Origin of the sequence: Caballeronia zhejiangensis (assembly GCF_000698575.1) — a bacterium.
GTDB lineage: Bacteria > Pseudomonadota > Gammaproteobacteria > Burkholderiales > Burkholderiaceae > Caballeronia > Caballeronia zhejiangensis.
Window position 1 is genome coordinate 297259 of record NZ_JFHD01000001.1, and the last position, 24345, is coordinate 321603.

General features: G+C 63.4%; 25 protein-coding genes. 15 read left to right on the plus strand and 10 right to left on the minus strand.

From position 1 onward, the window contains the following. The first annotated feature begins 236 nt into the window (after positions 1–236). On the plus strand, positions 237–2669 hold the full coding sequence (locus tag BG60_RS01330) for a glucose/quinate/shikimate family membrane-bound PQQ-dependent dehydrogenase (protein ID WP_008346343.1): 2433 nt from the start codon (positions 237–239) through the stop codon (positions 2667–2669). A gap of 62 nt (positions 2670–2731) precedes the next feature. After that, the gene (locus tag BG60_RS01335) at positions 2732–3715 is read left to right on the plus strand and encodes a porin (protein ID WP_235366192.1); all 984 of its coding nucleotides are present in this window, start codon (positions 2732–2734) and stop codon (positions 3713–3715) included. Positions 3716–3718: 3 nt separating this feature from the next. On the opposite strand, the gene BG60_RS01340 is transcribed toward BG60_RS01335, so the two are convergent. Next, a complete protein-coding gene (locus BG60_RS01340; RefSeq protein WP_034470239.1) occupies positions 3719–4075 on the minus strand; it encodes a MarR family transcriptional regulator in 357 nt (118 codons plus the stop codon). A 215-nt stretch (positions 4076–4290) separates the two neighbouring features. Between BG60_RS01340 and BG60_RS01345 the strand changes: the two genes are divergently transcribed. Together BG60_RS01345 and BG60_RS01350 are read left to right on the plus strand one after the other, a co-directional pair. Then, the gene (locus tag BG60_RS01345) at positions 4291–4584 is read left to right on the plus strand and encodes a hypothetical protein (protein WP_008346348.1); all 294 of its coding nucleotides are present in this window, start codon (positions 4291–4293) and stop codon (positions 4582–4584) included. Continuing rightward, the gene (locus BG60_RS01350) at positions 4581–5198 is read left to right on the plus strand and encodes a hypothetical protein (RefSeq protein ID WP_235366187.1); all 618 of its coding nucleotides are present in this window, start codon (positions 4581–4583) and stop codon (positions 5196–5198) included. Before BG60_RS01345 ends, BG60_RS01350 begins: the two co-directional genes overlap by 4 nt. A 27-nt stretch (positions 5199–5225) precedes the next feature. Here BG60_RS01350 and BG60_RS01355 read toward each other — a convergent pair whose 3' ends face one another. The 3 genes from BG60_RS01355 to leuC are packed head-to-tail and all read right to left on the minus strand — an operon-like array spanning position 5226 to position 8640. Then, a complete protein-coding gene (locus BG60_RS01355) occupies positions 5226–6548 on the minus strand; it encodes a 2-hydroxycarboxylate transporter family protein (protein WP_034470131.1) in 1323 nt (440 codons plus the stop codon). A 60-nt stretch (positions 6549–6608) separates the two neighbouring features. Then, the gene (gene leuD, locus BG60_RS01360; protein WP_008346354.1) at positions 6609–7253 is read right to left on the minus strand and encodes a 3-isopropylmalate dehydratase small subunit; all 645 of its coding nucleotides are present in this window, start codon (positions 7251–7253) and stop codon (positions 6609–6611) included. Further along, positions 7246–8640 (minus strand): 3-isopropylmalate dehydratase large subunit, encoded by a 1395-nt coding sequence (gene leuC / locus BG60_RS01365; protein WP_008346356.1) that lies wholly within the window; start codon positions 8638–8640, stop codon positions 7246–7248. Before leuC ends, leuD begins: the two co-directional genes overlap by 8 nt. 105 nt (positions 8641–8745) lie before the next feature. On the opposite strand from leuC, the gene BG60_RS01370 reads away from it, so the two are divergent. The 3 genes from BG60_RS01370 to BG60_RS01380 all read left to right on the plus strand — a co-directional run bounded on the left by BG60_RS01370 (position 8746) and on the right by BG60_RS01380 (position 11253). Continuing rightward, positions 8746–9636 carry a LysR family transcriptional regulator gene (locus BG60_RS01370; protein WP_008346358.1) on the plus strand — a complete coding sequence of 297 codons (891 nt, stop codon included), beginning with the start codon at positions 8746–8748 and terminating at the stop codon, positions 9634–9636. Positions 9637–9683: 47 nt separating this feature from the next. Further along, positions 9684–10022 (plus strand): DUF3140 domain-containing protein, encoded by a 339-nt coding sequence (locus tag BG60_RS01375; protein ID WP_008346360.1) that lies wholly within the window; start codon positions 9684–9686, stop codon positions 10020–10022. Between the two features lie 67 nt (positions 10023–10089). Next, positions 10090–11253, plus strand: coding sequence for a phytanoyl-CoA dioxygenase family protein (locus BG60_RS01380; protein WP_034470134.1), 1164 nt, complete (start codon positions 10090–10092; stop codon positions 11251–11253). A 4-nt stretch (positions 11254–11257) separates the two neighbouring features. Here BG60_RS01380 and BG60_RS01385 read toward each other — a convergent pair whose 3' ends face one another. Genes BG60_RS01385 through BG60_RS01405 form a run of 5 tightly spaced genes read right to left on the minus strand, consistent with a single transcriptional unit; the run spans position 11258 to position 16559 of the window. Next, positions 11258–11980, minus strand: a complete 723-nt coding sequence (locus BG60_RS01385) for a FadR/GntR family transcriptional regulator (protein ID WP_033536016.1) — start codon at positions 11978–11980, stop codon at positions 11258–11260. A 7-nt stretch (positions 11981–11987) separates the two neighbouring features. Next, the gene (gene yjfF, locus BG60_RS01390) at positions 11988–13025 is read right to left on the minus strand and encodes a galactofuranose ABC transporter, permease protein YjfF (protein WP_008346364.1); all 1038 of its coding nucleotides are present in this window, start codon (positions 13023–13025) and stop codon (positions 11988–11990) included. Next, positions 13022–14080, minus strand: coding sequence for an ABC transporter permease (locus BG60_RS01395; protein WP_008346365.1), 1059 nt, complete (start codon positions 14078–14080; stop codon positions 13022–13024). The genes yjfF and BG60_RS01395 overlap by 4 nt, the downstream gene beginning before the upstream one ends. Next, on the minus strand, positions 14073–15593 hold the full coding sequence (locus tag BG60_RS01400) for a sugar ABC transporter ATP-binding protein (RefSeq protein WP_034470137.1): 1521 nt from the start codon (positions 15591–15593) through the stop codon (positions 14073–14075). The genes BG60_RS01395 and BG60_RS01400 overlap by 8 nt, the downstream gene beginning before the upstream one ends. Positions 15594–15599: 6 nt before the next feature. Then, the gene (locus BG60_RS01405; RefSeq protein ID WP_008346369.1) at positions 15600–16559 is read right to left on the minus strand and encodes an ABC transporter substrate-binding protein; all 960 of its coding nucleotides are present in this window, start codon (positions 16557–16559) and stop codon (positions 15600–15602) included. Positions 16560–16971: 412 nt separating this feature from the next. On the opposite strand from BG60_RS01405, the gene BG60_RS38645 reads away from it, so the two are divergent. Genes BG60_RS38645 through BG60_RS01420 form a run of 4 tightly spaced genes read left to right on the plus strand, consistent with a single transcriptional unit; the run spans position 16972 to position 18636 of the window. Further along, on the plus strand, positions 16972–17139 hold the full coding sequence (locus tag BG60_RS38645; RefSeq protein WP_160172871.1) for a hypothetical protein: 168 nt from the start codon (positions 16972–16974) through the stop codon (positions 17137–17139). A gap of 3 nt (positions 17140–17142) precedes the next feature. Next, the gene (locus BG60_RS01410) at positions 17143–17325 is read left to right on the plus strand and encodes a DUF6726 family protein (RefSeq protein ID WP_033536015.1); all 183 of its coding nucleotides are present in this window, start codon (positions 17143–17145) and stop codon (positions 17323–17325) included. Positions 17326–17371: 46 nt separating this feature from the next. Continuing rightward, a complete protein-coding gene (locus BG60_RS01415) occupies positions 17372–17947 on the plus strand; it encodes a hypothetical protein (RefSeq protein WP_235366186.1) in 576 nt (191 codons plus the stop codon). A 20-nt stretch (positions 17948–17967) separates the two neighbouring features. After that, positions 17968–18636: a flagellar basal body L-ring protein FlgH gene (locus tag BG60_RS01420; protein WP_008346373.1), complete on the plus strand. Its 669-nt coding sequence runs from the start codon at positions 17968–17970 to the stop codon at positions 18634–18636. Positions 18637–18653: 17 nt separating this feature from the next. Here the strand turns inward: BG60_RS01420 and BG60_RS01425 are convergent, their stop codons facing one another. After that, positions 18654–19403: a response regulator gene (locus tag BG60_RS01425; RefSeq protein WP_033536014.1), complete on the minus strand. Its 750-nt coding sequence runs from the start codon at positions 19401–19403 to the stop codon at positions 18654–18656. Between the two features lie 244 nt (positions 19404–19647). Between BG60_RS01425 and BG60_RS01430 the strand changes: the two genes are divergently transcribed. The 4 genes from BG60_RS01430 (at position 19648) to BG60_RS01445 (ending at position 24246) form a co-directional block, all read left to right on the plus strand. Next, positions 19648–20376 (plus strand): response regulator, encoded by a 729-nt coding sequence (locus BG60_RS01430; protein WP_008346377.1) that lies wholly within the window; start codon positions 19648–19650, stop codon positions 20374–20376. A 38-nt stretch (positions 20377–20414) separates the two neighbouring features. Beyond that, a complete protein-coding gene (locus tag BG60_RS01435; protein ID WP_033536043.1) occupies positions 20415–21689 on the plus strand; it encodes an ATP-binding protein in 1275 nt (424 codons plus the stop codon). After that, positions 21686–22579: a tyrosine-protein phosphatase gene (locus BG60_RS01440; protein WP_034470139.1), complete on the plus strand. Its 894-nt coding sequence runs from the start codon at positions 21686–21688 to the stop codon at positions 22577–22579. The genes BG60_RS01435 and BG60_RS01440 overlap by 4 nt, the downstream gene beginning before the upstream one ends. Positions 22580–22896: 317 nt before the next feature. Beyond that, positions 22897–24246: an ATP-binding protein gene (locus tag BG60_RS01445; protein WP_033536013.1), complete on the plus strand. Its 1350-nt coding sequence runs from the start codon at positions 22897–22899 to the stop codon at positions 24244–24246. The last annotated feature ends 99 nt before the right edge of the window (positions 24247–24345 follow it).

Sequence of the window (24345 nt, forward strand, 5' to 3'; positions counted from 1 at the left end):
ATTTAACTATCTGGTTAGAATGCACGGGTTTACGCTAATGCCCCGGCCGGTCTGACTGATCGCGCGGGACATGCGATCCAGCCGCGCACATCGGCGCACGCGTTCATGCGTCGCCGCTTCTCGCGTGTCGCGGTATCGACTTCACGGAACGCTTTCATCGCGCGGTGCGATACGGCCGCGGCATTCCTATCGTCGCCGAAGCCGGATCGCATGGCAGATTCCTGGAGAAGATTTCGATGTCTACGAGTAAAGCCCGTCTTTCAGCCGCGCTGAGAGCAGGGTGTGTTGTGCTGGGCCTCGCGCTGCTGGCCACTGGTCTGATTTTCGTCGTCGGCGGCGCAAAGCTCGCGCTTCTGCACGGCAGCGCGTATTTCGTGATCGCGGGAGCGGTTATCGCCGTATCCGCGGTGCAGTTCATGCGGGCGAAGTCGTCGGCTGTGCTCGCCTTCGGCGCGGTATTTATCGGCACGCTCGTGTGGGCGCCCATCGACGGCGGTTTCGATTTCTGGCCGCTCGTGTCGCGGCTGATGCTGCCGGCCGGCTTCATGATGCTCGCGCTGCTTACATGGCCATCGTTGCGCACGCATGAGACGGGCAAGCCCGCGCCGAAGCGCGCGTATGCGTTCGCTGGCGTCATCGCGCTTTGCATGCTCGTTACCTTCGTGCAGATGTTCGAGCCGCATCCGACCGTCGCATCCGATGGCAATGAAACGCCGCTCGTGCCCGTCGCGAAGGAGCACGCGCAGAAGGACTGGAGCAACTACGGCAACACGGCCGGCGGCAGCCGCTTCGTGGCGCTCGATCAGATCACGCGCGATAACGTGAAGGATCTGCGTGTCGCGTGGACCTTCCATACGGGCGATGTCCCCGAAAGCCCGACCGGCAACGGCGCGGAAGATCAGGAGACGCCACTGCAGATCGGCGACCGCATCTACCTGTGCACGCCGCACAACAACGTGATCGCCGTCGATGCCGACAGCGGCAAGCAGATCTGGAAGCGCGAGATCAACGCGCGGGCGCAGGTCTGGAACCGCTGTCGCGGCCTCGCGTATTTCGATGCGACGAAACCTGTGGCGCAACCGACGATAAACGGTTCGACGCCTGTGACCCCCGTTTCCATCGCGGCGGGCGCAAGCTGCCAGCGCCGCTTGCTGATGAACACGATCGATGCGCGTCTCGTCGCCATCGATGCCAACACCGGCGCGCTGTGCGAAGGCTTCGGCGAACACGGCTTCGTGAACCTGAAAGCGGGTCTCGGCGCGGCCGACGATCCGAAGTATCAGCTCACGTCGGCGCCGACGCTCGCGGGCACGACGGTCGTGGTGGGCGGACGCGTGGCCGACAACGTGCAGACCGACATGCCGGGCGGCGTATTGCGCGGCTTCGACGTCATTACCGGCGAGATGCGCTGGGCTTTCGATCCGGGCCACGACGACCCCAACGCGCGCCTGCAACCGGGTCAGAGTTACGCGCGCAGCACGCCGAATTCGTGGGCGCCGATGTCCTACGACGCCGCGATGAACACTGTCTTCATCCCGATGGGCAGCTCGTCGGTGGACTTGTGGGGCGGCAATCGCACGCCGCTGGATCACAAGTACGCGACGTCGATCCTCGCGCTCGATGCGACCACCGGCAAGGAAAAGTGGGTGTACCAGACGGTCCACAACGATCTGTGGGACTTCGACGTTCCGATGCAGCCGAGCCTCGTCGACTTTCCCGAGAAGGATGGATCGACGAAGCCCGCGGTCGTGTTCGGCACGAAATCCGGTCAGATCTTCGTGCTCGACCGCATGACGGGCAAGCCGCTTACGCGCGTCGAAGAACGCAAGGTGAAGACGGGCACGATCGCGCAGGAACAGTACTCGTCGACGCAGCCGTTCTCGGCCGGCATGCCGACGATCGGCGCGGACACGCTGAAGGAATCCGACATGTGGGGCGCGACGCCGTTCGATCAGTTGATGTGCCGCATCAGTTTCAAGTCGATGCGCTATGACGGCCTCTTCACCGCCCCCGACACCGATGTCTCGCTGAGCTTCCCGGGATCGCTCGGCGGCATGAACTGGGGCAGCCTGTCGACGGATCCGAATCATCACGTCGTCTTCGTGAACGACATGCGCCTCGGTCTCTGGGTGCAGATGATTCCGCAAAAGACCGACAGCGCGCCCGCGAGCAACGGCGGCGAAGCCGTGAACACGGGCATGGGCGCGGTGCCGCTGAAGGGCACGCCGTATGCCGTGAACAAGAACCGCTTCATGTCGCCGCTCGGCATTCCGTGCCAGAAGCCGCCGTTCGGCACGCTCTCGGCGGTCGATCTGAAGACGCAAAAGATCGTGTGGCAAGTGCCCGTCGGCACCGTGCAGGACACGGGTCCGTTCGGCATCAAGATGCGCGTGAAGATGCCCATCGGCATGCCGACGCTCGGCGGCACGCTCGCGACGCAAGGCGGCCTCGTGTTCATCGCGGGCACGCAGGACTATTATCTGCGTGCGTTCGACAGCGCCACCGGCAAGGAAGTGTGGAAGGCGCGCTTGCCGGTCGGAAGCCAGGGCGGTCCGATGAGCTATGTGTCGCCGAAGACGGGCAAGCAATACGTGCTGATTTCGGCGGGCGGCGCGCGGCAATCGCCGGATCGTGGCGATTACGTCATCGCGTATGCATTGAACCACTGATCGTACGAACCGAAGATTTCATGCGTCTGACCAACACTTTCATTTGCCTGCTGGCTGTATCGATGCTGTGCGGCATCGGTGCAACGTCCGCGCATGCGCAGAGCGCCGTGACCTTGTACGGCAGCATCGATACGAGCATCGAAGTGACGAACCCGGGCTCGTCGTGGACGCCGCGCATGGATTCGGGCGCGTATCGCGGCTCGCGCTTCGGCTTGCGCGGCTACGAGCAATTGAGCGGCGATACGCGTCTGCTCTTCGATCTGGAAAGCGGCTTCAGTTCCGCCGACGGCACCTTCGCGACGGCCAACACGATCTTCAATCGACAGGCGTGGATCGGGCTCGGCGCGCCGTGGGGCGAGTTGCGCTTCGGCCGGCAGTATTCGCCGATCTACATTCCGTTCAAGGGCGGACTCGATGCATTCGGTGCGGGCACGATCGCGTCGGGGCTCAACAATCTGTCGAAGATCACGCCTTACACGAATAACGGCATCACGTATCTGTCGCCCGATTTTCACGGCTTCACGACGACGCTCATGGTCGCATTGCGCGATAGCGGCAACGGCAACGGGCTATCGGGGAACTACGAGACGTTCGCGTATCACAGCGGGCCGTTTCGCATTTCGTACGCGCATCAGGACACGCAAGGCGACACCGGCTTGCGTGCGAATCTCGGCGGCGTGTCGTATCGCTTCGGCAAGACGACGGCCTTCCTCTCGCACTTCAACGGCGATGGCGGGTCGCCGCGCTATCACAACGACGGTCTTTCGGTCTCGATGCGCTACGCGGTGACGCCGCGCCTGCGCGCATCGCTCGGCTATGCGTATGCACGCGATCGCTCGGGCAGCGATAACGACGCTGACCAGTTCAGCGTTGCGTGCGAATACGATCTCTCGCCGAAGGTGCTGCTTTACGCGAGCGGCGCGATGCTGCGCAATCATGGCGACGCGACCTTCACGCTGCGCGGCGTGAACGTAGTCGGGATTCCGGCGGCTTATCCCGGCGCGCCGGTGCGCGGCGTGCAGGTTGGCATGATCGACCGGTTCTGATTCTCAGCGTCTCTTCTTCGCCTCATCGAGGCACGCCGCGAGCTTCTCGAAGTAATCCAGTGCTTTTCGCGTCGGCACGACGGTCTTGATGCGCAGATCGTCGCTGCTTTCATCGACGGATACGAGGCCTTGCTTTCTGAGGTTCGTCAGCTTGCGATGCACCGTCGCCGGCGCGCCCGCGATAGACAGCGCCATCGTCTCCGTGACCGTCAGCGCATGGCCCGCGTGCCACGACGCCGTGAGCGCTTCGAGCAAGCGTTCTTCGGCAGCATCGAGCTTCGGCACCGAAGGCAATGCCTGCACTGCCTGAGCCAGATTCAGGAAGCGGAAATAGGCATCGAACGCGCTCTTTTTGGCCATGAAGAAATCGCTTTTAGGGAACGAACCGATCATAGCATTCGCGATATACGGCAAACCACAATCGACGATCTATTTATCAAGTTGATAAGTAAGTGCTAAGATAGTGCGTCGAGCAAGGGCGCAATACAAGGTCGCAATACAAGGTCGCAATACGAAGAGCGGACGAGTGAGCGCGTTTCGCTATCGCCCGAGCGATTTCCCGGGAGGGCAGGGGCGTGGTTCAGGAACGCGATAACAACTACATCACGGCGCATTTCATCGAGCAGGAGATCGAACATCTCGCGAGGATGATCCGCTCGCGCCACTGGCATCGCAGCGCGGCGTGGCCCGTTTCGTACTGGCGCGAGCGCATCGAGGAATTGCAGCATGCGCCCGCCATCGCGCCGCTTCAGCGCATGGAGCTCGAATCGCTTCTGAACGAACTGGAGCGCATCGCGGCCAAACTCGAATCGTCGGCGAATTACGGCGGAAGAGCGCAAGGCCAGACGCGCACGATGCGCGACGCATGAATTCGCGCGGTGCTGCGATAAGATGTGCGTCCTTACCGCCGCTCACTGGCACGCCGCCAATGTCTTCCCTTCAACTTCGCTTATGTTCCGTCGTCGGAACGGCGCTCGTCTTTATCACCTCGCTCTGGGCCAATCAGGAAATCTTTACTCATTCCGAGTTCGTGCGAGGCGTGAACTGGATTTATCTTCCGGCCGGCATTCGGCTGCTCAGCACGCTGTTGTTGGGCGCGGACGGCGCACTCGGGCTGCTTTTCGCAAGCTGGCTCGTCGATTTCTTTTATTTCTTTCCGAATGATCCGGTGAGATCTTTCGTCGGCGGCATCATTGCGACCGTCGCGCCTTATGCCGTGTATCGACTCGCGCGCGAGGTCTATGGACTCGACGCGTCGCTATCGAATCTGACGGCGGGCAGATTGATGATGCTCACCGTCGCTTATGCGCTTGCCGGTCCGCTGCTGCATAACATCTGGTTTTATCTTCAGGGCGATACGGAGCATATCGTCGCGCGATTCTTCGCGATGTTCATCGGCGATCTTGCCGGGACCATGATCGTCATCTATACGCTCAAGGCCTTGCTGCATTTCCTGCCCGTTCCGCGCGCGCCGAACCGCTAATCGTGCGACGCGCGCGCCGCATGCACGTCAGCCGAACCACTTCATCATCAGCGTGGCGAACACGACCATGCCCGCGCCGCCGATGCGCGTCGAAATCTGCGCGAAGGGCATGAGTCCCATGCGATTCGACGACGACAGAATCGCGACATCGCCCGTGCCGCCGAGACCGCTATGGCAAGCGGTGATGATCGCCGCTTCGACTGGATACATCTTCAGCCACGCGCCGACGAAGAATCCCGATACGACCATCGCCGCGACCGTCGACGCGCAGATCACGAAGTACGCGGGCGAGAATGCGCCGACGAGCTTGTCCCACGACACGAAGAGCGTGCCCAGTCCGACGAGGATCGCGAAGGTGAGATTCGTCGACATGAACTTGTAGATCTGATACGCGCCGATCTCCATGCGTTCGGGAATCGCGCGCACGACCTTCAGCACGGCGGCTGCGACGATCATCAGCACGGGTCCGGGAATGCCGGTGACGGGCGCGAGCAGCATGCCGAGAATGAACAGCGTGCAGCCGAGCAGCAGCCCGAAACCCATCAGGCGCAGATCGAGCGCGGCCTCGGCTTTCTGTTCCTTCAGCAGCGCCTGATCGTCGCCGCTCTTCACGAGCATGCCGTCGCCGCTATATGCGCGATGTTTCTCACCGAAGCGCTTGAGCAAGCCGCTCGCGAGAATCGCGACGACGTTGCCGATGAGCGCGGCGGGCACCATCATCGCGATCAGATGACCTTGCGCCGCGCCGGTGATTTCCGCATAACCGATCGACAAGGGCAGAATGCCTTCGCCGATGCCCCCGCCCAGAATCGGCATGACGATATAGAAGAACGTGTGCTTCGGGTCATAGCCGAACATCAGTCCGACTAGCACGCCCGCCGCGATCGCCGTCACCGTGCCGACCAGCAATGGCACGAACATCTTCAGAAAGCCTTGAATCAGGATCTTGCGATTCATGCCGAGAATGCTGCCCGCGACGAGACACGCGATATAGAGGTATTGCAGGTTCGCGGTCTTCATCGTCGTGGTGATGGCCTTGAGCGCGGCATCGTCCATCAGCTTGTAGCCGAGCAGCGCCGAAGGCACGAAGAGACAGAGAATCGCGGGCCCGCCGATATGCCTGAACACCGGAATGCGTTTGCCGACTTCGCCGAGCAACAGGCCCGATAACATCAGCACGGCGAAGCCGCCGATCATGTCGTTCGGCAATTTGCCGGTGATGGCGGCGAGTATCGTCACCAGTGCGAGCGCGACGAACATCGCGACCGGCATGCCGCCGATGGTCATCAACGAGAAGCGCGCGCGCAGTCCGAGCGGCGTCGCGCCCGTGCGCAACGAAGGGCTTTCCATATCGTGTCTCCTGATTGAGAAGTGATGCGGCGATGGACGCTCGTGCGTCTCTTTTTCGCCTTACGCTGCTTGCTTGTTGCGTAGCGCGGGCAAATCGATCTTCATCCACGGATGCAGCGCCTCGTGCTTCGCTTCGAATGCGCGGATCGCGTCGCTGTCGGCGAGCGTCATGCCGATCATGTCCAGTCCTTCGATGAACATGCGCTTCGGTCGCTGCGGAAGATCGAACGCGTAGTGCGTGCCGTCGCTCGTGCTCACGCGTTGATTCGCGACGTCGATGGTCAACTGATTCGTCTTTGCATCGCTCGCGAGCGCGCTCAATGCAGCGACGACGGCTTCATCGAGCGCGATCAGCAGCAAGCGATTGTTCTGCGCGTTGAAGTAGAAGATTTCGCCGAAGCTCGGCGCGATAACGGCATCGATTCCCGCTTGCTGCAAGCCCCATACGGCGTGCTCGCGGCTCGATCCGCAGCCGAAGTTCGCGCCCGCGATGAGAATGCGCGCGCCCGCATAGTCGGGCCTGTTCAGCACGAAGTCTTTGCGTGCGTTGCCCGATGCATCGAAGCGCAAGTCATACAGAACGCCGCGCGCGAGACCGGACTTGTCGATGCCGAACAGAAACTGCTTCGGCATGATCTGGTCGGTGTCGAGATTGTTCAGCGGCAACGGCGCGGCGATGCCGGTCAATGTTGCGTGTTCAGACATGCTCCAGCTCCTTGCGTACGTCGACGATACGGCCCGCGAGCGCGGCGGCGGCAGCCATCGCGGGACTCATCAGATGGGTGCGGGCGCCGCGTCCCTGGCGGCCCTCGAAATTGCGGTTGGTCGTGGACGCGCAGCGCTGGCCGGGTTGCAGGATGTCGTCGTTCATCGCGAGGCACATCGAGCAGCCAGGCTGACGCCATTCGAAGCCCGCCTCGATCAGCGCGCTGGCGATGCCTTCGCGTTCCGCCTGCTCGCGGACCATGCCGGAACCGGGCACGACCATCGCACGCACGGAAGGCGCGACCTTGCGGCCGCGCACGATATCGGCGACGGCGCGCAAGTCTTCGATGCGCGCGTTCGTGCATGAACCGATGAATACGTGATCGATCGCGAGGCCGTCGATCGCCTGATTGGCATCGAGTCCCATGTAGTCCAGCGCCTTCGATGCATTGCGTTGCGCGACCGGTTCATCGGCGAGGCGGGGAATGCGCGCATCGATCGCGATGGCCTGATCCGGGCTCGTGCCCCATGTGACGAACGGCGCGACATCGCGCGCGTCGAAGCGATGCGTGATGTCGAACGATGCGTCGGCGTCGGACGCGAACTGCTTCCATTGCGCGACGAATGCATCGGTTGCGATGCGCTCGGCGACATAGCGAATCGTCGTCTCGTCGGGGGCGATCAACGCACCGCGCGCACCTGCTTCGACGGTCATGTTGCACAAGGTCATGCGCGCCTCGGCGGAGAGCGCATCGATCGCGCTGCCCGCATACTCGACGACGTAACCGCGCGCGCCCTGCGCACCGATCTTCGCGATGATGTAGAGCACGAGATCCTTCGATGTCGTGCCGCGAGGCAGCGCGCCATCCACGACGATGCGCATGTCCTTCGCGACGCGATAGACGAGCGTCTGCGTCGCGAGCACATGTTCCACTTCCGATGTGCCGATGCCGAAGCCCAGCGCACCGAGTGCGCCATACGTCGTGGTGTGACTGTCGCCGCACAGCACGACCATGCCGGGGCGAATCAGGCCGATCTCCGGCGCGACCACATGCTCGATGCCTTGCGCATGGTCGCGCACATCGAACAGATGGATGCCGTGCTCCGCGCAGTTGCGCGTGAAGTTCGCGGCCTGCTGCGCGGCGGCGCCGATCATGATCGTGCGCTTGTCGACCGCGACGGGATGCGTCGGAATCACATGATCGACGACACCCATCTGCTTTTCCGGGCAACGCACCGGCAGGTTTTTTTGCGCGAGTCCCGCGAATGCTTGCGGGCTCGTGTACTCGTTCATGATGTGCAGGTCGGCGTAAAGCGCGACGTGTTCATCGTCGACGTGAAAAACCGTGTGGCTGTCCACGATCTTCCGATAAAGCGTCTGTCCCATGCTGTCTCCGTTCTTGCTTCTCCGATAAGTCGAAGCCAGTGTAATTCGATAACGGAGACCGTAAAATGCAGCTTGTCTTAACCCATTGTTAAGCTAAATTTAAAAATGGACTCGATCGCCGACCTGGAGTTTTTCGCGCGGCTCGTCACGCAAGGCAGCTTGTCGGCGCTCGCGCGCGAGCTCGGCGTGACGCCGCCCGCCGTGAGCGCGCGCCTCAGCCAGCTCGAACGGCGTCTCGGCGTGAAGCTGCTGAACCGCACGACGCGGCGGCTCGCGATGACGCAGGAAGGCGAGCTCTATTTCGGCACCGGCTCGCGCCTGCTCGAACAGGTGCAGGAACTGGAGCGCATGGTGTCGAGCAGCCGCGATCTGCCGCGCGGCCTGTTGAAAGTGAACGCGACCTTCGGCTTCGGGCGGCGTCATATCGCGCCGGCGCTGTCGGAGTTTCGTCGGCAATATCCGGATGTCGAAGTGCAGCTCGATCTCACCGATCGTCCGATGAATCTCGCCGAATTCGCGTTCGATGTCGGCATTCGCTTCGGTGAATTGCCGGACATGCGCGTGGTCGGCAGAAAGATCGCGGCGAACCGGCGCTTCGTATGCGCAGCGCCGGCGTATCTGAAAGCGCATGGCACGCCGAAGGAGCCGGACGATCTGCGCGGTCATCGCTGCATCGTGCTGCGCGAGAACGACACGGCGTACGGCACCTGGCATTTCACGAAGGGCAAGCGGCACGAAACGGTGAAAGTCCACGGCACGATGAGCAGCAACGATGGCGAAGCGACGCTGCGCTGGGCGCTCGACGGTCACGGCGTGCTGACGCGTTCCGAATGGGACGCGCAGTCGTTTATCGATTCCGGCGCGCTCGAACGCGTGCTCACCGACTGGTCGATGCCGCCCGCCGATATCTATGCGATCTATCCCGAGCGGCTGAATTTGTCGGCGAAAGTGCGCGTATTCATCGAGTTCCTTGAGCGGTATCTGAAGCGGGTGTGATGCTTGCTGAATCGCGGGCATGACATCGCCGACGACGGAGGCAACTCATGACCGCGCAGCACCACGATGACGACGCCGCGACTTACGGCACCTTCAAGGATCTCGTCAACATGACGCCCGCTCAACTCGAAAAGTGGCTCGCGACCGACGAGTCGCGCGAAGTCGGCCAGAAGAACGGCGGCGGCGAATCGGTGGGGCACAAGTCGGGTCGGCATATCATCGACATTCTCGGCAAGAAGAAGGCCGATCTCGGCGAAGACGACTACGCGCACATGCGCAAGGTCGTCGGTTACATCAAGCGGCACCTCGCGCAGCGCCCGCACGAAGTCGAGCATTCGCACTGGCGATACTCGCTGATGAACTGGGGCCACGATCCGCTGAAGTAGGCTGCCGTCATTCGTGCCGCGCATTCGGCAGCATCAGCCGCTATGCTTGTCGAAAACGGAGCGAGACATGAATCAGACGAACCGGTACACCGAAAGCGATTGCTCACTCGATGAATTCGCGAGCCTGCTCGAGCGCGACGCGCGACCGAAGCTGACATTCGCGTCGCACATTCAGCGCGGCATTCCGTTATATGACTGCGGCGCGCTCGCCCCCGCGCTGGACGATTCATCGACATGCATGGCGTTGCAGGCGGAATGGGCCACGGTCCTGCGCGATGGCGCAGGCGTGTTCGTGCTCAAGCATGCGTATGCGGATGTCGATCCTATCGACGAGGCCGCCGCGATCTTCGAATCGATCATCCGGCAAGAGCGGGAACGCGGTGCGAGTGCCGCCGATCACTTCGCGAAGGCGGGCGCGAACGATCGTATCTGGAATGCGCAGGAAAAGCTCTGTCTGCACGCGCCGCGCGTGTTCGCGCGTTACTTTGCGAACCGGTTCATCGAATGCGCGGCGCTTGCATGGCTCGGCCCCGGTTTTCAGATGACATCGCAAGTCAATGTCGTGCGTCCGGGCGGCGACGCGCAGCAGGCGCATCGCGACTATCATCTCGGTTTCCAGACTGCCGATGAAGTGCGGCGCTATCCGGCGCATGTTCACGCGATCTCGCCGTATCTCACGCTGAAAGGCGCGGTCGCACATAGCGACATGCCTGTGGAAAGCGGTCCGACGAAGCTGCTGCCGTTTTCGCAGCGCTATGCGCAAGGGTATCTCGCGTGGCGGCGCGCGGACTTCCGCGAATATTTCGAAGCGCATCACGTTCAATTGCCGCTCGAAAAGGGCGATGCACTTTTCTTCAGCCCCGCGCTCTTTCATGCCGCGGGCGCGAACCGCACGCGCGACGTGCAGCGCATGGCGAATCTGCTGCAGGTGTCATCGGCATATGGACGCGCGATGGAAACGCTCGATCGCGCGCGCATGTGCGAATCCGTCTATCCGGTACTGCTCGATTTCAAGTCGACGGAAAGCATGAGCGATGCGGAGATCGATGCGGTCATCGCTGCGTGCGCGGAAGGCTACGCGTTCCCGACGAACCTCGATCGCGATCCGCCCATCGGCGGTCTTGCGCCGAAGAGTCAGCAGGCGCTATTGCGTCAGGCGCTCGATGAAACATGGTCTGTCGATGCGCTCGCGAACGCGCTGAAGGACAACGCGTGGCGGCGCAATACTTGAAGCCTTACTCCTGATAAACCGCCGTCAACACGCTTTGGGCATCGGCGAGCGCATTGTCGAGTTGCACGAGACTCGCGTGACGCGCGCCGAGCGGATCGCGATTCGCGATCGCGGTGAGTATTGCCTTGTGGCGCGGCAAGGACAGCGCGTGCGTATCCGGATGACGGCTCGTCAGCTTGATCGACTCCGACAGCGCGAGCGATAACATGTGCCCGATATACATCAGCATGTCGTTGTGCGTCGCCGTCATGATCGCGCGATGAAACTCCAGATCGGGCGTAAGCAGTGCCTCGGGCGTCGGCGCATGCGACATGCGCTCGTACGCATCGCGGATGCGCGTGACATCTTCCTCTGTCGCATTCGATGCGGCGAGCGCGGCCGCCGCCGGTTCGACGATCCTGCGCACCACGAGCAGCGACTGAAAGAACGCGCCTTCATGCACGCTGGTGATCGTCCAGAAGAGGACATCGGGATCGAGCGTGTGCCATTCATCGCGCGGACGCACGACGCTGCCAAGACGCGGCTTCGACAGCACGAGCCCTTTCGCGACCAGCACGCGCGTCGCTTCGCGCAGCACGGGCCGGCTCACGCCGTAGGCTTCGCACAGCTTCGCTTCGGCGGGCAGGCGATCGCCGGGACTGAGCTTGCCGCTCACGATGTCGATGCCGAGCTCCTGCACGATGCGCGCGTGCATGCTCTTGCGAGGTTGTGGATGACGATAGTCCATGGCGTCGTCAGCGCTTCGCCGCGGAGCGATCGCCGAACGCGCGCTGCGACAGACAGAACACGAGCAGCAATGCGCCGACCGCGATCTTCGTCCACCATGAACTGAGCGAGCCGTCGAACGAGATCAGCGTCTGAATGATGCCGAGAAGAAGCACGCCGAACAGCGTGCCGATCACATAGCCGACGCCGCCCGTCAAGAGCGTTCCGCCGATGACGACCGAGGCGATCGCATCGAGTTCGAGACCCATCGCGTGCAGGCCGTATCCCGAGAGCATGTAGAACGTGAACAGCACGCCGCCGAGCGCGGAGCAGAAGCCCGATAGCGCGTACGCACCGATGGTCGCGGCGTTCACCGGCAAGCCCATCAGAAGCGCCGAATGCGGATTGCCGCCGACCGCATAAATGGTGCGGCCGAACGGCGTGTAATGCGCGATGAACACGGCGGCCGCGAGCACGACTAGCGCGATCACCGCACCGAGCGAGAGCGACGCGCCGCTCATGACCGGTATGCGAATCTGCGATACGGCCGCATACCACGGATCGGTGATGCTGATCGAATCGATGCTGATGAGATAGCACAGCCCGCGCGCGAGGAACATGCCCGCCAGCGTGACGATGAACGGCTGCAGGCGAAAGCGCGCGATGAGCCAGCCCATGAGCGTGCCGAATGCGGTGCCCATCGCGAGCACGAGCGGGATCACGACGAGCGGATGCCAGCCCGCTTTTTCGACGAGCGCGGCGGATACCATCGTCGTCAGCGCAATCACCGATCCCACCGAAAGGTCGATGCCGCCCGACAGAATCACAAAGGTCTCGCCTACCGCGACGACGATCAGAAACGCATTGTCGATCAGCAGATTGAGAAAGACCTGCGGCGAGAAGAAGCCGGTGTACATCACCGAGCCGAGTACCGAGATCGCGATGAACAGCGTGATTGTCGCGGCGAGCGGCAGATAGCGGCTCGTCGAGAAGCTGCGCTTCGGTGCAGCGGCGTCGCGAGGATGCGCAAGCGTGACGCCCGGCGGCTTGGGCAAGGGCGAACTCATCGGCGCACCTCGCTGCGGCCAATAGCAGGGCGGCGCGCGAACTTCACGACCGTCGCGCGGAACTCGCCCGATTGCAGCATCATCACCGCGAACACGACGATGGCTTTCACCACGAGATTCACCTCCGGAGGCACGCCGAGCGAATAGATCAGATACGTGAGCGTCTGGATGATGAGCGCGCCGATCACGCTGCCCGCGAGCGTAAAGCGACCGCCCGTGAGCGCGGTGCCGCCGAGCGTGACGGCGAGGATCGCATCGAGTTCGAGCAAGAGGCCCGCGTTGTTGCCGTCGGCGCTCTTGACGTTCGAGCTGATGAGAATGCCCGCCACGCCCGCGCACAAACCGCTGAATGCATACGCGCCGAGCGTGAGCCGTTTCGCCTGCACGCCCGCGACGCGCGCGGCGGTCGGATTGATGCCGATCGCCTGCAGGAAGAGGCCGAGCGCCGTGCGCGTGATCGCAAGATACAGCAGCACGAACACGAGCGCGACGATCCATATCGATGTCGGCAATCCGAGCAGATAGCCGCCGCCGAAGAAGAAGTAGGGCGTGTAGTAGATCGTGATGATCTGACCGTTCGTGATGAGCTGCGCGATGCCGCGTCCCGCGACCATCAGGATGAGCGTCGCGATGATCGGCTGCATGCCCGCGCGCGCGACGAGCAGGCCGTTCCACAAGCCGCACAGCAACGCGACGCCGAGCGCCGCCACGATCACGACAGGCAACGGGAAGCGCGTGACGTTGCCCGCGATCGATCCGCCGATCGCCCACGCGGCGACCGCTCCCGCGATGGCGACGACCGCGCCGACGGAGATATCGATGCCGCGCGTGGCGATCACGATAGTCATGCCGAGCGCGACGACCGCGAGCGGCGCGGCGCGATTGAGGATATCGACGAGACTGCCGTAGACGTGACCGTTGCGCCACTCGACATGCAGAAAGCCCGGATTGAACGCAGCGTTCAGCGCGAGCAGCAGCACGAGCGTGACGATCGGCCAGCCGAGCCGATGTTCCATCATCGAACGAAGCGTCATGCGGCGCGCGGTGTCATCCATGTTCGGCTCCGATCATTTCGCATACCGTATCTTCGCTGGTTCCGGCGGGCAACTCGCCGACCTTGCGCCGGTCGCGCAACACGACGATGCGATTCGCGATACGCACCACCTCCGATATCTCCGAAGAAATGAACAGCACGGCCATGCCCGTCGATGCGAGCCGGAGTATTTCGTCCATGATTTCCTGCTTCGCGGCGACGTCGATGCCGCGCGTCGGCTCGTCGAGAATCAGAAGGCGCGGCTCGGTCGCGAGCCACCGCGCGATGAGCGCCTTCTGCTGATTGCCGCCGGACAAGAGACCGATAGGCATGTCGAGCGTCGCGGCCTTGATGCCGAGCGCGCGCACGAAGCGTTCGGCGAGCGCGTTCTGTTCGGCGCGCGTGAGGCAGCGCCGCGCGCCCATGCGTGCCTGCAACGCCAGCGCGATGTTCTCGCGCAGCGACAGCTCCGCGACGATGCCGTCCGCTTTGCGCTCTTCCGGACAGAACGCGATGCCGTGACGGATCGCCTGCGCGGGCGTCGTGAAGGAGACCGGCATGCCATCGATGCGCAGTTCGCCTTCGTCGGGCTTTTCGAGGCCGAAGAGCAGCTTCGCGAGTTCGGTGCGCCCCGAACCGAGCAGGCCCGCGACGCCCACCACTTCGCCCGCGCGCACGCGCAGATCGAGCGGTTGAAGCTGGCCTTTCTGGCCGAGTCGCGTGGCATCGAGCAACGCCGTTTCCTGCGTGGCCGTTTCGATGTCGTCGGGCGGCGACTGACGCGCCTGCGCGGCGGCAAGCTCACGGCCGAGCATCGCCGCGATGAGCGCCTGCGCGCCCAGTTCGCTCGTCGGCCATTCACCGACGCGCCGGCTGTTGCGCAATACCGTGATGCGATCCGAGATCGCATAGACCTGATTCAGAAAGTGCGTGACGAAGAGAATCGCGAGCCCTTGTTCGCGCAAGCGGCGCAGTACATCGAAGAGGCGGCGCACTTCGTCGTCGTCGAGGCTGGAGGTCGGCTCGTCGAGAATCAGCACTTTGGACGATAGCTTGAGCGCGCGCGCGATCGCGACCATCTGCTGCACGGCGACCGAATAGCTCGTCAGCACACGCGTCACGTCGATATCGAGACCGATGCGCGCAAGCAGCTCACGCGCTTGCCCGTGCGTCTTATCCCAGTCGATGCGATAGCCATGCAGCGCGCCGCGCCGCGGAAAATAGCCTGCGAAGATGTTCTCCGCCACCGACAGGTTCGGGCACAGATTCACTTCCTGATAGACCGTGCTGATGCCGAGCTTCTGCGCGTCAAGCGGCGAATCGGGATGGATCGCGCGGCCCTCGAGCAGAATCTCGCCGGCGTCGAGACTCACGACGCCGGTCAGCACTTTTATGAGCGTCGACTTGCCCGCGCCGTTCTGCCCCATGAGCGCGTGAACCTCGCCCGGATAGAGCGCAAGGTTCACGTCCTGCAGCGCATGAACGCCGGCGAAGCGCTTGTCGATGCCGCGCAACTCCAGTACTGGCGATGTCATCGGCGGTCAGTATTTGCGGTTGGGGAATTCCTTCGCCGCGACCTCCATCGGGAAGATGCTTTCCTGCGTAACGATCCGCTTGGGCACCGACTTGCCCGCCTTGATGTCCTTCACCACGGACATCAGCTGCGGCCCGAGCAGCGGGCTGCATTCCACGGATACGTTGAGCTTGCCCGCCATCATCGCTTCGAACGCGCCCTTCACGCCATCGACGGAAATGATGATGATGTCCTTGCCCGGCTTCATGCCCGCTTCCTCGATCGCCTGAATCGCGCCGATCGCCATGTCGTCGTTGTGTGCGTAAAGCACGTTGATCTTCTTGCCTTCGGCCTTGAGAAATGCCTCCATCACTTCCTTGCCCTTCGCGCGCGTGAAGTCGCCGGTCTGCGAGCGAATGATCTTGAACTTCGGATCGGATTTGATGATTTCCTCGAAGCCCTTCTTGCGATCGATCGCGGGCGCGGAGCCCACCGTTCCCTGCAATTCGACGATATTGATCGGCCCCGGATTGCCTTTCTCCTTCTCGACGAGCCAGCGGCCCGCCTTGCGGCCTTCCTCGGTGAAGTCCGAGCCGATGAACGTGACATAGAGCGAGTCGTCCTTGCTGCTGATCGCGCGGTCCGTTAGCACGACGGGAATCTTCGCGTTCTTTGCTTCGACGAGCACGGTCTCCCAGCCAGTCTCCACGACGGGCGAGAACGCGATCACATCGACCTTTTGCGCGATGTACGAGCGGATTGCCTTGATCTGATTCTCCTGCTTCTGCTGCGCGTCGGAGAACTTCAGGTCGATGCCGGCTTCCTTCGCGCTCGACTTGATCGACTCGGTGTTGGCGGTGCGCCATTCGCTTTCGGCGCCCACCTGCGCGAACCCGAGGACGATGGGCTTCTGCGCGAACGCGGAAAGCGGGAGCATTGCGCCGAGTGGCGCGGCGGCCATCGCAACTAACACGGTGCGGCGTTTCATGTCAGTGGTTCCTCCATCCGTTGGCTATGTATCCGTGCTTGTTCGAATGATTATGGAATAACCTGTTAATTCGTTGTTCTATTCATCCCGATGCCATTCCGGTATTTGGGTTTTGAGACGAGCGAGGCAACGGCGCCGAGATAGATTGACTATATGAAGGTATTCGGCCAGTTTTAATTCACGTTAACCCGCTTTTACTACCGAAACAGTCATACCATCTCGCACCGCGCGCTGCGCCGCAACATGCAGATTCGCACGCGAGGAAAGAACTGGTAACGCCTGCGTAATCGCTGCTAATGGCTCGTAAGCACTCGGGGAAACGACGTTTTGCTTGTGTGATCGTGGCATCGCGCGCTCGACGAAGATTGCTCCCGTTGCAATCCGCAACGTCCCTTATCCGAAAAGGAGCAGCATGAACGTCACCAGCCCTGCCACTCAACATACGACGCAAGCGACGTCGCACACGCTGCCGATCAAGCGCGGCACCGAAACGCCGACCGTCGAAACCGGCACGCCCGCGGCGAAGACGCCCGCGAGCAATCCGGCGCATCTCGGCAATCACGTCGATACGACTGCGTAAATCATGCGGAGGTCTTTTCGTCTTGCCCTTGCGTGCGCGGCGCTTGCGGCGTGCCCGTTCGTGCTCGACGGCTGCGCGCTCGCCGCGTTGCCGTGCCGCGCGACATCGGCGTTGCTGAAGGTCGTGCCGGTCGTGGGTCATGCCGCGTCCACGCCTTTCGACGCCTGCGCTACTGCCATCGACTGATATGAAGCGAACGATTCTTCGTTGCGCGTTTTTCGTTTGCATGGCGATGCCGGCATTCGCCGCGGCGCAGAAGCCTTTCGACTTCCGCGGCCTGCAGCTCGGCATCGCGCTCGATGCATTCCGGCGCGACGAGCCCGCGCGCGCGACGCCGCCCGGCAGCGTCGCCGTATGCGACACGGATATCGACGCGGCATCGCTCGGCATGGTGCTGCGCGATACGCACAGCCTGTCGATCGCCTGCAAGTGGGCGCATCGCACGCAAGGCGGCTGGAGGGAATCGGCGGCCGTCGTCGATGGCACGCTCGCCCGCGATCACGTATTGCGCTTCCTGGCGATGCCGGGCGATCCGTCGCCGCGGCTGTATCGCATGTCGTTCGTGATCGATGCGCGCGTCGCCGACGACTTCGCCGAAGGTCTGTCGTCGAAGTTCGGCCGAAGCCGCGTCGAGCGCGCGAACGGTTATCAGACGCGCACCTGGGAGAACGCGACCAGCTCGATCACGCTGGAAGCGAACGGCGCGGCGGCCTCGGCGCGCGTGATTTATCGGCTGAAGGCGTACGAAGCGTGGCTGCGCGATACGACCGACCGGTGGCGTCTTGCCGCGGTGCACGACGCGCCCTGAATCAAAGGAGAGGATTGTTCATGAAATTCGCGACATTGCCCTGCTCGGCGTTCGCACTCGCACTGGCGGCGTGCTCGTCGTCGGGCTCGCACTCGATCGTCGAGATGCCCACTTATGCGCCGGCCGTCGCGCAACCGGTCAACGTCAACACGCTGGGCGCGATCTATCAGGCGGGATCGTCGGTGTCGCTGTACGAGACTTCGCGCGCGCAGAAGGTCGGCGACGTGCTGACGATCCGTCTTGCGGAGTCGTATCAGGGCAGCAATTCCGCCGATGCCAAGGCGAGCCGCGCGAGCAGCATCAGCGCCGAGGCCGCCGACAAGTCCAGCAGCGCGGCGGCGCGGCTTGCGCGTCTTTTCAACGTCGGTTCGGCGGATACGTCGTTCAAGGGCAATGGCAGCACGAGCAATCTGTCGGCGATGAGCGGCACGCTCGCGGTGTCGGTCATCGGCACGTTGCCGGGCGGCAATCTCGTGGTCGCGGGCGACAAGATCATCGCGATGAGCGGCAATCAGGACCGGCTGCGTTTCTCGGGCATCGTCAATCCGAAGGACATCGAGGCAGGCAATTACGTCGCGTCGAACAAGGTGGCGAATGCGCGCATCGAGCAGGCGGGCGTCGGCATGCTCGCGGATTCAACGACGATGGGCTGGCTGCAACGTCTGTTCATGAGCGTGCTGACTTTCTGACGATGAAGCCGCGCGCGCTACAGGGTCGCGCGCGCCGCGATGCGCCCGGCCGCGGTCGGATCGCCGTGCGGCACGAAGATATAGCCTTGGCCCCACACCGTCTGCACGTAACGCGGTTCGGACGGATCGATTTCGAGCAGACGGCGCAGACGCCAGATCGCGACATCGAGACTGCGATCGCGATGCGCGCCGTTGCCGCGCATTTTTTCGTTGAGCTGCGCGCGCGTGAGCACGACCATCGCGTTCTTCACGAGTGTCTTGAGCAGCGCGAATTCGCCGGAGCGCAGCGCGATGCGTTCGCCGTCGCGGCGCAACTCGCGCGCGCCGAAGTCCATTTCGAACGGGCCGAAACGATAGGCCGGGCGAATTTCGGGCGCGCTCGCCGTGTCGGACGACACGGGCTCGCGGCGTCGCAGGATCGAGCGGATGCGCGCCAGAAGCTCGCGCGGATCGAAGGGCTTGCCGAGATAATCGTCTGCGCCGAGCTCCAGCCCGATGACGCGATCGAGCACGTCGGAGCGGGCCGTCAGCAGAATCACGGGGATATCGTCGCGCGCATTGCGCAGTTCGCGCAGCGCGCTGATGCCGTCCTTGCCGGGCATCATCACGTCGAGCACGACCATCGAAGGGCGCTCGGCCTGCACGCGACGGCGCAACTCCGTCCCGTCGTCGAGAACGGAGACGTCGAAGCCGTGCTGCTCCAGATAATCGCGGACGTGATCGCGCACGACGGGGTCGTCGTCGACCATCAGTACATGTGGTGTCATGCCCAAATTCTAAGCGCGACGCCGAGGCCCCCGCGACGCTTGCGAACTTTCCATTTCTTTCCGTTACGGCCTGTTTCGGCGCGCGTTTCGACGGCGCTTTACCGACGCGCGGGGCTTGTCGCGGGAATGGAACGCGTGTGCTGCGAGGCTTCATCGCGCGAAAGACGCGTCCGGTAAGAATCCGTAACGTTGCGCGACGCGCGAGACGCGCTGTAAGGCATTTGTGTACGAATAGAATTTTGGGATGGCTACATCGGTTCTTATCGTCGACGACGATCCCGCGGTGCGCGACCTGCTGCGCCGCTTCTTTCAAGAGCAAGGCATCGACGTTTCCGTGCTGCACGATGGCGCCGGTTTGCGTCGGCGTCTGGAGCTCGAACGTCCGTCCATCGTCGTGCTCGACATCATGATGCCGGTCACGGACGGCTTGCGCGCGCTGCGCGATCTGCGCGCGGCGGGCGAAGACATTCCGGTGATCTTCGTGACCGGTTGCGACAGCGTTCCGCAAAAAATCGCCGGCCTGCAATCGGGTGCGGACGACTATCTCGCCAAGCCGTTCGATCCGCATGAATTGCTCGCGCGGATCGAAGCGGTGCTGCGGCGGCGCACGGCCGCGCCGAGCCGGCCCGAACCCGCGCCGCGCGAACGCTTCGGGCGCTTCGAAGTCGATTTCGTGTCGCGTTCGCTGTTGCGCGGCGACGAGCGCATCGCGTTGCGCGACAGCGAGTTCGCGCTGCTGAAGGTCTTCATCAAGAATCCGTACAAGGTGCTGTCGCGCGTGCTGATCCACGATCTCGTGCATCGCGACGATCTGCCTTTCCGCGATCGCGGCCTCGATGTGCCGATCTGGCGTCTGCGCCGTCTGATCGAAGACGATCCGTCGCATCCGCGTCATGTGCAGACCGTGCGCGGGCAAGGCTATGTCTTCGTTCCCGATGCGGACGATTCGGCATCCGGCTGGATCGAGGCGTAGCCGCGATGCGTTCGGGTTTCTGGCAGTCCGCGCGGACGCTGCGCGGTTTCATCGATTCGCTGTTCGGCCGCATGGCGATCGTGTCGATCGGCGTGCTGGTCACGCTGCAGGTCGGATGGTTCGCGATTCTCCACGTACAAGGGCCGCACAAGGAAGCGGATGGTTACGCGCGCGCGCTGCTGATCGTGCTGGAAGCGGCGCACAACGATGTCGCGCTCGGCGGACGGCTGATGCGCGAGACGCGCGTGCATATCGTGCCGGTGTGGAACATGCCGGAGCCGCTGACGCTGCGCGATCCCGCGAAGACGCGTCACGGGCATCTCGCGCGGCAGCTCGCCAGTCGTTTGCCGCCCGGAACGCAGATCGCGATCGATATCGACGGCCATAACAAATCGCGGCTCTGGGTGCGCTATCCGTCGAGCAATGTGTGGATCGTCGCGCCGATCGATCTGCCGCCGCCCGCGCCCTTCATGACCGAAGGCGTCGTGCTGCTCGCCGGCGCGCTCGTGCTTTCGCTGATTGCGACATGGCAGTTGCAGCGGCCGCTCGCGCGCGTCGCGCAGGCCGCGCGACGCTTCGGCGGCGGCGAGCGGCCGGTGCCCGTCGAGGAAAACGGGCCGCGCGAATTGCGCGAGCTCATCGGCGCGTTCAATCAGATGATGAAAAAGCTCACCGACGCCGACGACGATCGCGCCGTGATGCTGGCCGGCATCGCGCACGATCTGAAGGCGCCGCTCACGCGCCTGTCGCTGCGGGCGAGCGTGCTCGCGAAGGACGAACGCGAGCGCGCGAATTTTCTGCGCGACATCGATTCGATGACGCGCATCGTGCAGCAGTTTCTCGAATTCGCGGGACGGTCGTCGTCGGACGGCGCGACGACCGGCGTCGATGCGTTCATCGCCGAGCAGTTCGCGTCGCCCGAGGATGGCGACGATCCGTTGTTCGCGCTGTCGCTCGAAGCGGGCGATGCGTTTCACTTGCCGCGCACTTTCATCGACCGGCTGATGACCAATCTCGTCGACAACGCGCTCGAACATGGCGAGCCGCCCGTCGAGATTCGCACCGCGCTGCGGGATAGCGACTGGCTGATCGAAGTGCGCGATCACGGACCCGGCATTCCCGACGAGCGCCTGGACGAAGCGCTGCGTCCCTTCGTGCGGCTCGATCCCGCGCGCAGCGGCAACGGGCATTGCGGCCTCGGGCTCACCATCGTCGAACGTCTGGCGCGCGAGCAGCGCGGCCGCTGCGAGATCGCCAATGCCGAGGGCGGCGGGCTGATCGTGCGTATCGTCATTCCCTTTGATCAAACATGATGCTTGCTTCGTCCACGCGTGAGGCGCCTTTGTCGCGCCGCGCTTTCATTCGCGGCGGCGCGCGCGTCGCATTGCTTTCGACCACTTTCGGCGCGGGCGCATTGCTATCGGCGTGCGGCGGCGCGAGCGAAGAGCGCAGCGTGATGGAAACGCCGAGGCTCTCGACGGTCGAAAATTTCCGCGATGTGGCCGGCGTGGGCGACGGCTATCCGACCGTCGATGGCGGCCGCTTGCGTCGTGGCGTGTTCTATCGGTCCGGCGCACTGACACCCGGCGATGCGGACGCGGCGTTGCTTGCGCGCTTGTCGTTGCGCGCGGTGCACGATCTTCGCGTGGTGGCGGAGGCGTCGCTTGCGCCGGACCGCGTGCCGACGGACGCGGTGCGCGAGACCCACGAGATCGCGCCGATCGACGCAGCCGGCGCGACGCCCGTCGATGCGGCCGCCGCGACCGCGTGGATGAACGCGCGACAGCGTCAGCTCGTGACCGATCCGGCCGCGCGCTTGCAATTCGGCGCGCTGCTGACTCGGCTTGCGCGTGTTTCAGGCGCGCAGGTGGTCCACGGCACGGCGGGCAAGGATCGGACGGGCTGGGCGGCGGCGCTGCTGCTCGCCATCGCCGATGTGCCGCTCGATGTGATCATCCAGGACTATCTGCTGACGAACACGGCGGCAGAGACGCAGATCGATGCGCGCGTGAAAGCGCATGCGGCGCGTGCCGGGATGAATGCGCAGGCGGTCGCGCCGCTTTATCGGGCGCAAAGCGCGACGATCGAAGCCGCGTTCGAGGAGATGCACAGCGGGTTCGGGACGTTGAGTAACTATCTCGCGCAGGGGTTGGCGGTGAGTGCCGCCGATGTGGCGATATTGCGGGCGAAGTTGGTGGGGTAGGGTGGTGGAGGATTCGAGCGCGGCCTTCCGATTCGCCGCGCGCTCCGATGTCTTACCGATTCCGCAATTGAAGCAGTTGCTCAGATAAGCTCGCTCGGTTTCTCGCCGCGCCGGCGTCGCTCCAGTCCTTCGAACGAGGCTCTCTGCCTCGCTTTCCCGCACGGGCCGTCATCGTGGCGATATGCACGCTCCCGTATCGCCTGTCAAAATCAAATCTCCTTCGCGGCGGTGCTAGCATTCCCGCCACGAATCAAGCACGCCCGCCATTCTGAAAAAATAGAACCCTGCGATACATAAAAAAATAGACGAGGCCTCGAATGGAGACACACCAGATCCGCTCACCCCGCTCGATGACCTCGCGGCTCACCTGGTGGATTGCCTCCGTCGTCGCCGCGCTGAGCGTAATGGCGGGCGTCGCCTCGTTTGCCGCCGCGTCTCACGAAGCGAACAAGCTTCAGGACGGTCATCTGCGCGAGATCGGCGCGCTCATCGATGCGAAAAAGCTGGTTCTGGATACGACCGCCGTCGCGTGGCAAGGCAGTCAGGATTCGGACGTGCGGCTCGTCATCTCGCGCCTGGAGCCTGAATGGGAAGCCGCGAACGCATCGGCACCGATCATCGTTCCGGCGACGCTCAAGGACGGCCTGCATGACCTCGAAACGCATGGCAGGCGCTGGCGTGTCGATGTCCGCACGCTGCATTCCGGAGACCGGATCGCGGTCGCGGAGCTGTCCACGATCCGCGATGAAATCGCCAGCGACGGCGCAATGCGTACCCTCTTTCCGATGCTCGCCCTGACGCCCGTGATTGTCGCGCTGGTCTTCTTTCTCGTGCGGCGGATGCTCCTGCCGGTGCGCCGTCTCGCGAGTGTCGTGGACTCGCAGGACGATGCAACGCTCGACACGCTGTCCGAGGAAGACATCCCGGCAGAACTGCTGCCGTTCGTCACGTCGATCAACCGGCTCATCGGCCGCCTGAAGGATGCGATGGCCCAGCAGCGCCGTTTCATCGCCGATGCCGCGCACGAGTTGCGTTCGCCGCTTGCCGCGCTGTCGTTGCAGGCGGAGCATCTCGGCGCCGCGGACTCGGCCATCGTCGCGCGCGAGCGTCTCGTCACGTTTCACGCCGCGATACGGCGCACTGCGCGGCTCGTCGAACAGTTGCTCGCGCTCGCGCGTTCGCAGCATGGATCGTCGATGAAGCCATCGGTCGTATCGCTGCGAGAGCTCGCAACCGATATCGTGATCCAGTCGGTGAACATGGCCGAGGACAAGCATGTCGATCTCGGGCTCGAACGCGTCGACGATGTCGACGTGATCGCCGACGCGCCCGCGCTGGCCGTCGTGTTGCGCAATCTCGTCGACAATGCCGTGCGCTACACGCCGGAAGGCGGCAGAGTGGATGTATCCGTCACTGTGAGCGGACAGGACTTGCTGCTGGAGGTGCAAGACTCGGGACCAGGCATCCCCGACGACGAACTGACTCGCGTGCTCGAGCCGTTCTATCGCATCCCCGGCACGCGCACGATGGGCAGCGGCCTCGGCCTTTCGATCGTGTCCGAAACCGCGCGGCGCAGTGGCGCTCGCTTCGTGCTCCAGAACACAGAGACGGGGCTGCGCGTGTGCTATTGGCATCCGCTGCGCGAGCGGACCGCCGGGAGCATGTGATAAAAAAAAGGCGACTCGCCAGAAGAACGATGGCGAGCCGCAAGAGGGATCGGTCAACAACTACTGCGCAGGCAGATTAGCACCGGTTTCACGCGTGAA

Coding starts and splice junctions, on each gene's coding strand:
- BG60_RS01350 (WP_235366187.1), top strand. CDS start 4,581: ATGAATTCGCGCGGTGCTGCGATAAGATGTGCGTCCTTACCGCCGCTC.
- BG60_RS01340 (WP_034470239.1), bottom strand. CDS start 4,075: ATGGCCAAAAAGAGCGCGTTCGATGCCTATTTCCGCTTCCTGAATCTG.
- BG60_RS01375 (WP_008346360.1), top strand. CDS start 9,684: ATGACCGCGCAGCACCACGATGACGACGCCGCGACTTACGGCACCTTC.
- BG60_RS01380 (WP_034470134.1), top strand. CDS start 10,090: ATGAATCAGACGAACCGGTACACCGAAAGCGATTGCTCACTCGATGAA.
- BG60_RS01425 (WP_033536014.1), bottom strand. CDS start 19,403: ATGACACCACATGTACTGATGGTCGACGACGACCCCGTCGTGCGCGAT.
- BG60_RS01430 (WP_008346377.1), top strand. CDS start 19,648: ATGGCTACATCGGTTCTTATCGTCGACGACGATCCCGCGGTGCGCGAC.
- yjfF (WP_008346364.1), bottom strand. CDS start 13,025: ATGAGTTCGCCCTTGCCCAAGCCGCCGGGCGTCACGCTTGCGCATCCT.
- BG60_RS01415 (WP_235366186.1), top strand. CDS start 17,372: ATGCCGGCATTCGCCGCGGCGCAGAAGCCTTTCGACTTCCGCGGCCTG.
- BG60_RS38645 (WP_160172871.1), top strand. CDS start 16,972: ATGAACGTCACCAGCCCTGCCACTCAACATACGACGCAAGCGACGTCG.
- BG60_RS01395 (WP_008346365.1), bottom strand. CDS start 14,080: ATGGATGACACCGCGCGCCGCATGACGCTTCGTTCGATGATGGAACAT.
- BG60_RS01385 (WP_033536016.1), bottom strand. CDS start 11,980: ATGGACTATCGTCATCCACAACCTCGCAAGAGCATGCACGCGCGCATC.
- BG60_RS01355 (WP_034470131.1), bottom strand. CDS start 6,548: ATGGAAAGCCCTTCGTTGCGCACGGGCGCGACGCCGCTCGGACTGCGC.
- leuD (WP_008346354.1), bottom strand. CDS start 7,253: ATGTCTGAACACGCAACATTGACCGGCATCGCCGCGCCGTTGCCGCTG.
- BG60_RS01330 (WP_008346343.1), top strand. CDS start 237: ATGTCTACGAGTAAAGCCCGTCTTTCAGCCGCGCTGAGAGCAGGGTGT.
- BG60_RS01405 (WP_008346369.1), bottom strand. CDS start 16,559: ATGAAACGCCGCACCGTGTTAGTTGCGATGGCCGCCGCGCCACTCGGC.
- BG60_RS01370 (WP_008346358.1), top strand. CDS start 8,746: ATGGACTCGATCGCCGACCTGGAGTTTTTCGCGCGGCTCGTCACGCAA.
- BG60_RS01410 (WP_033536015.1), top strand. CDS start 17,143: ATGCGGAGGTCTTTTCGTCTTGCCCTTGCGTGCGCGGCGCTTGCGGCG.
- BG60_RS01445 (WP_033536013.1), top strand. CDS start 22,897: ATGGAGACACACCAGATCCGCTCACCCCGCTCGATGACCTCGCGGCTC.
- BG60_RS01440 (WP_034470139.1), top strand. CDS start 21,686: ATGATGCTTGCTTCGTCCACGCGTGAGGCGCCTTTGTCGCGCCGCGCT.
- BG60_RS01335 (WP_235366192.1), top strand. CDS start 2,732: ATGCTGTGCGGCATCGGTGCAACGTCCGCGCATGCGCAGAGCGCCGTG.
- BG60_RS01400 (WP_034470137.1), bottom strand. CDS start 15,593: ATGACATCGCCAGTACTGGAGTTGCGCGGCATCGACAAGCGCTTCGCC.
- BG60_RS01420 (WP_008346373.1), top strand. CDS start 17,968: ATGAAATTCGCGACATTGCCCTGCTCGGCGTTCGCACTCGCACTGGCG.
- leuC (WP_008346356.1), bottom strand. CDS start 8,640: ATGGGACAGACGCTTTATCGGAAGATCGTGGACAGCCACACGGTTTTT.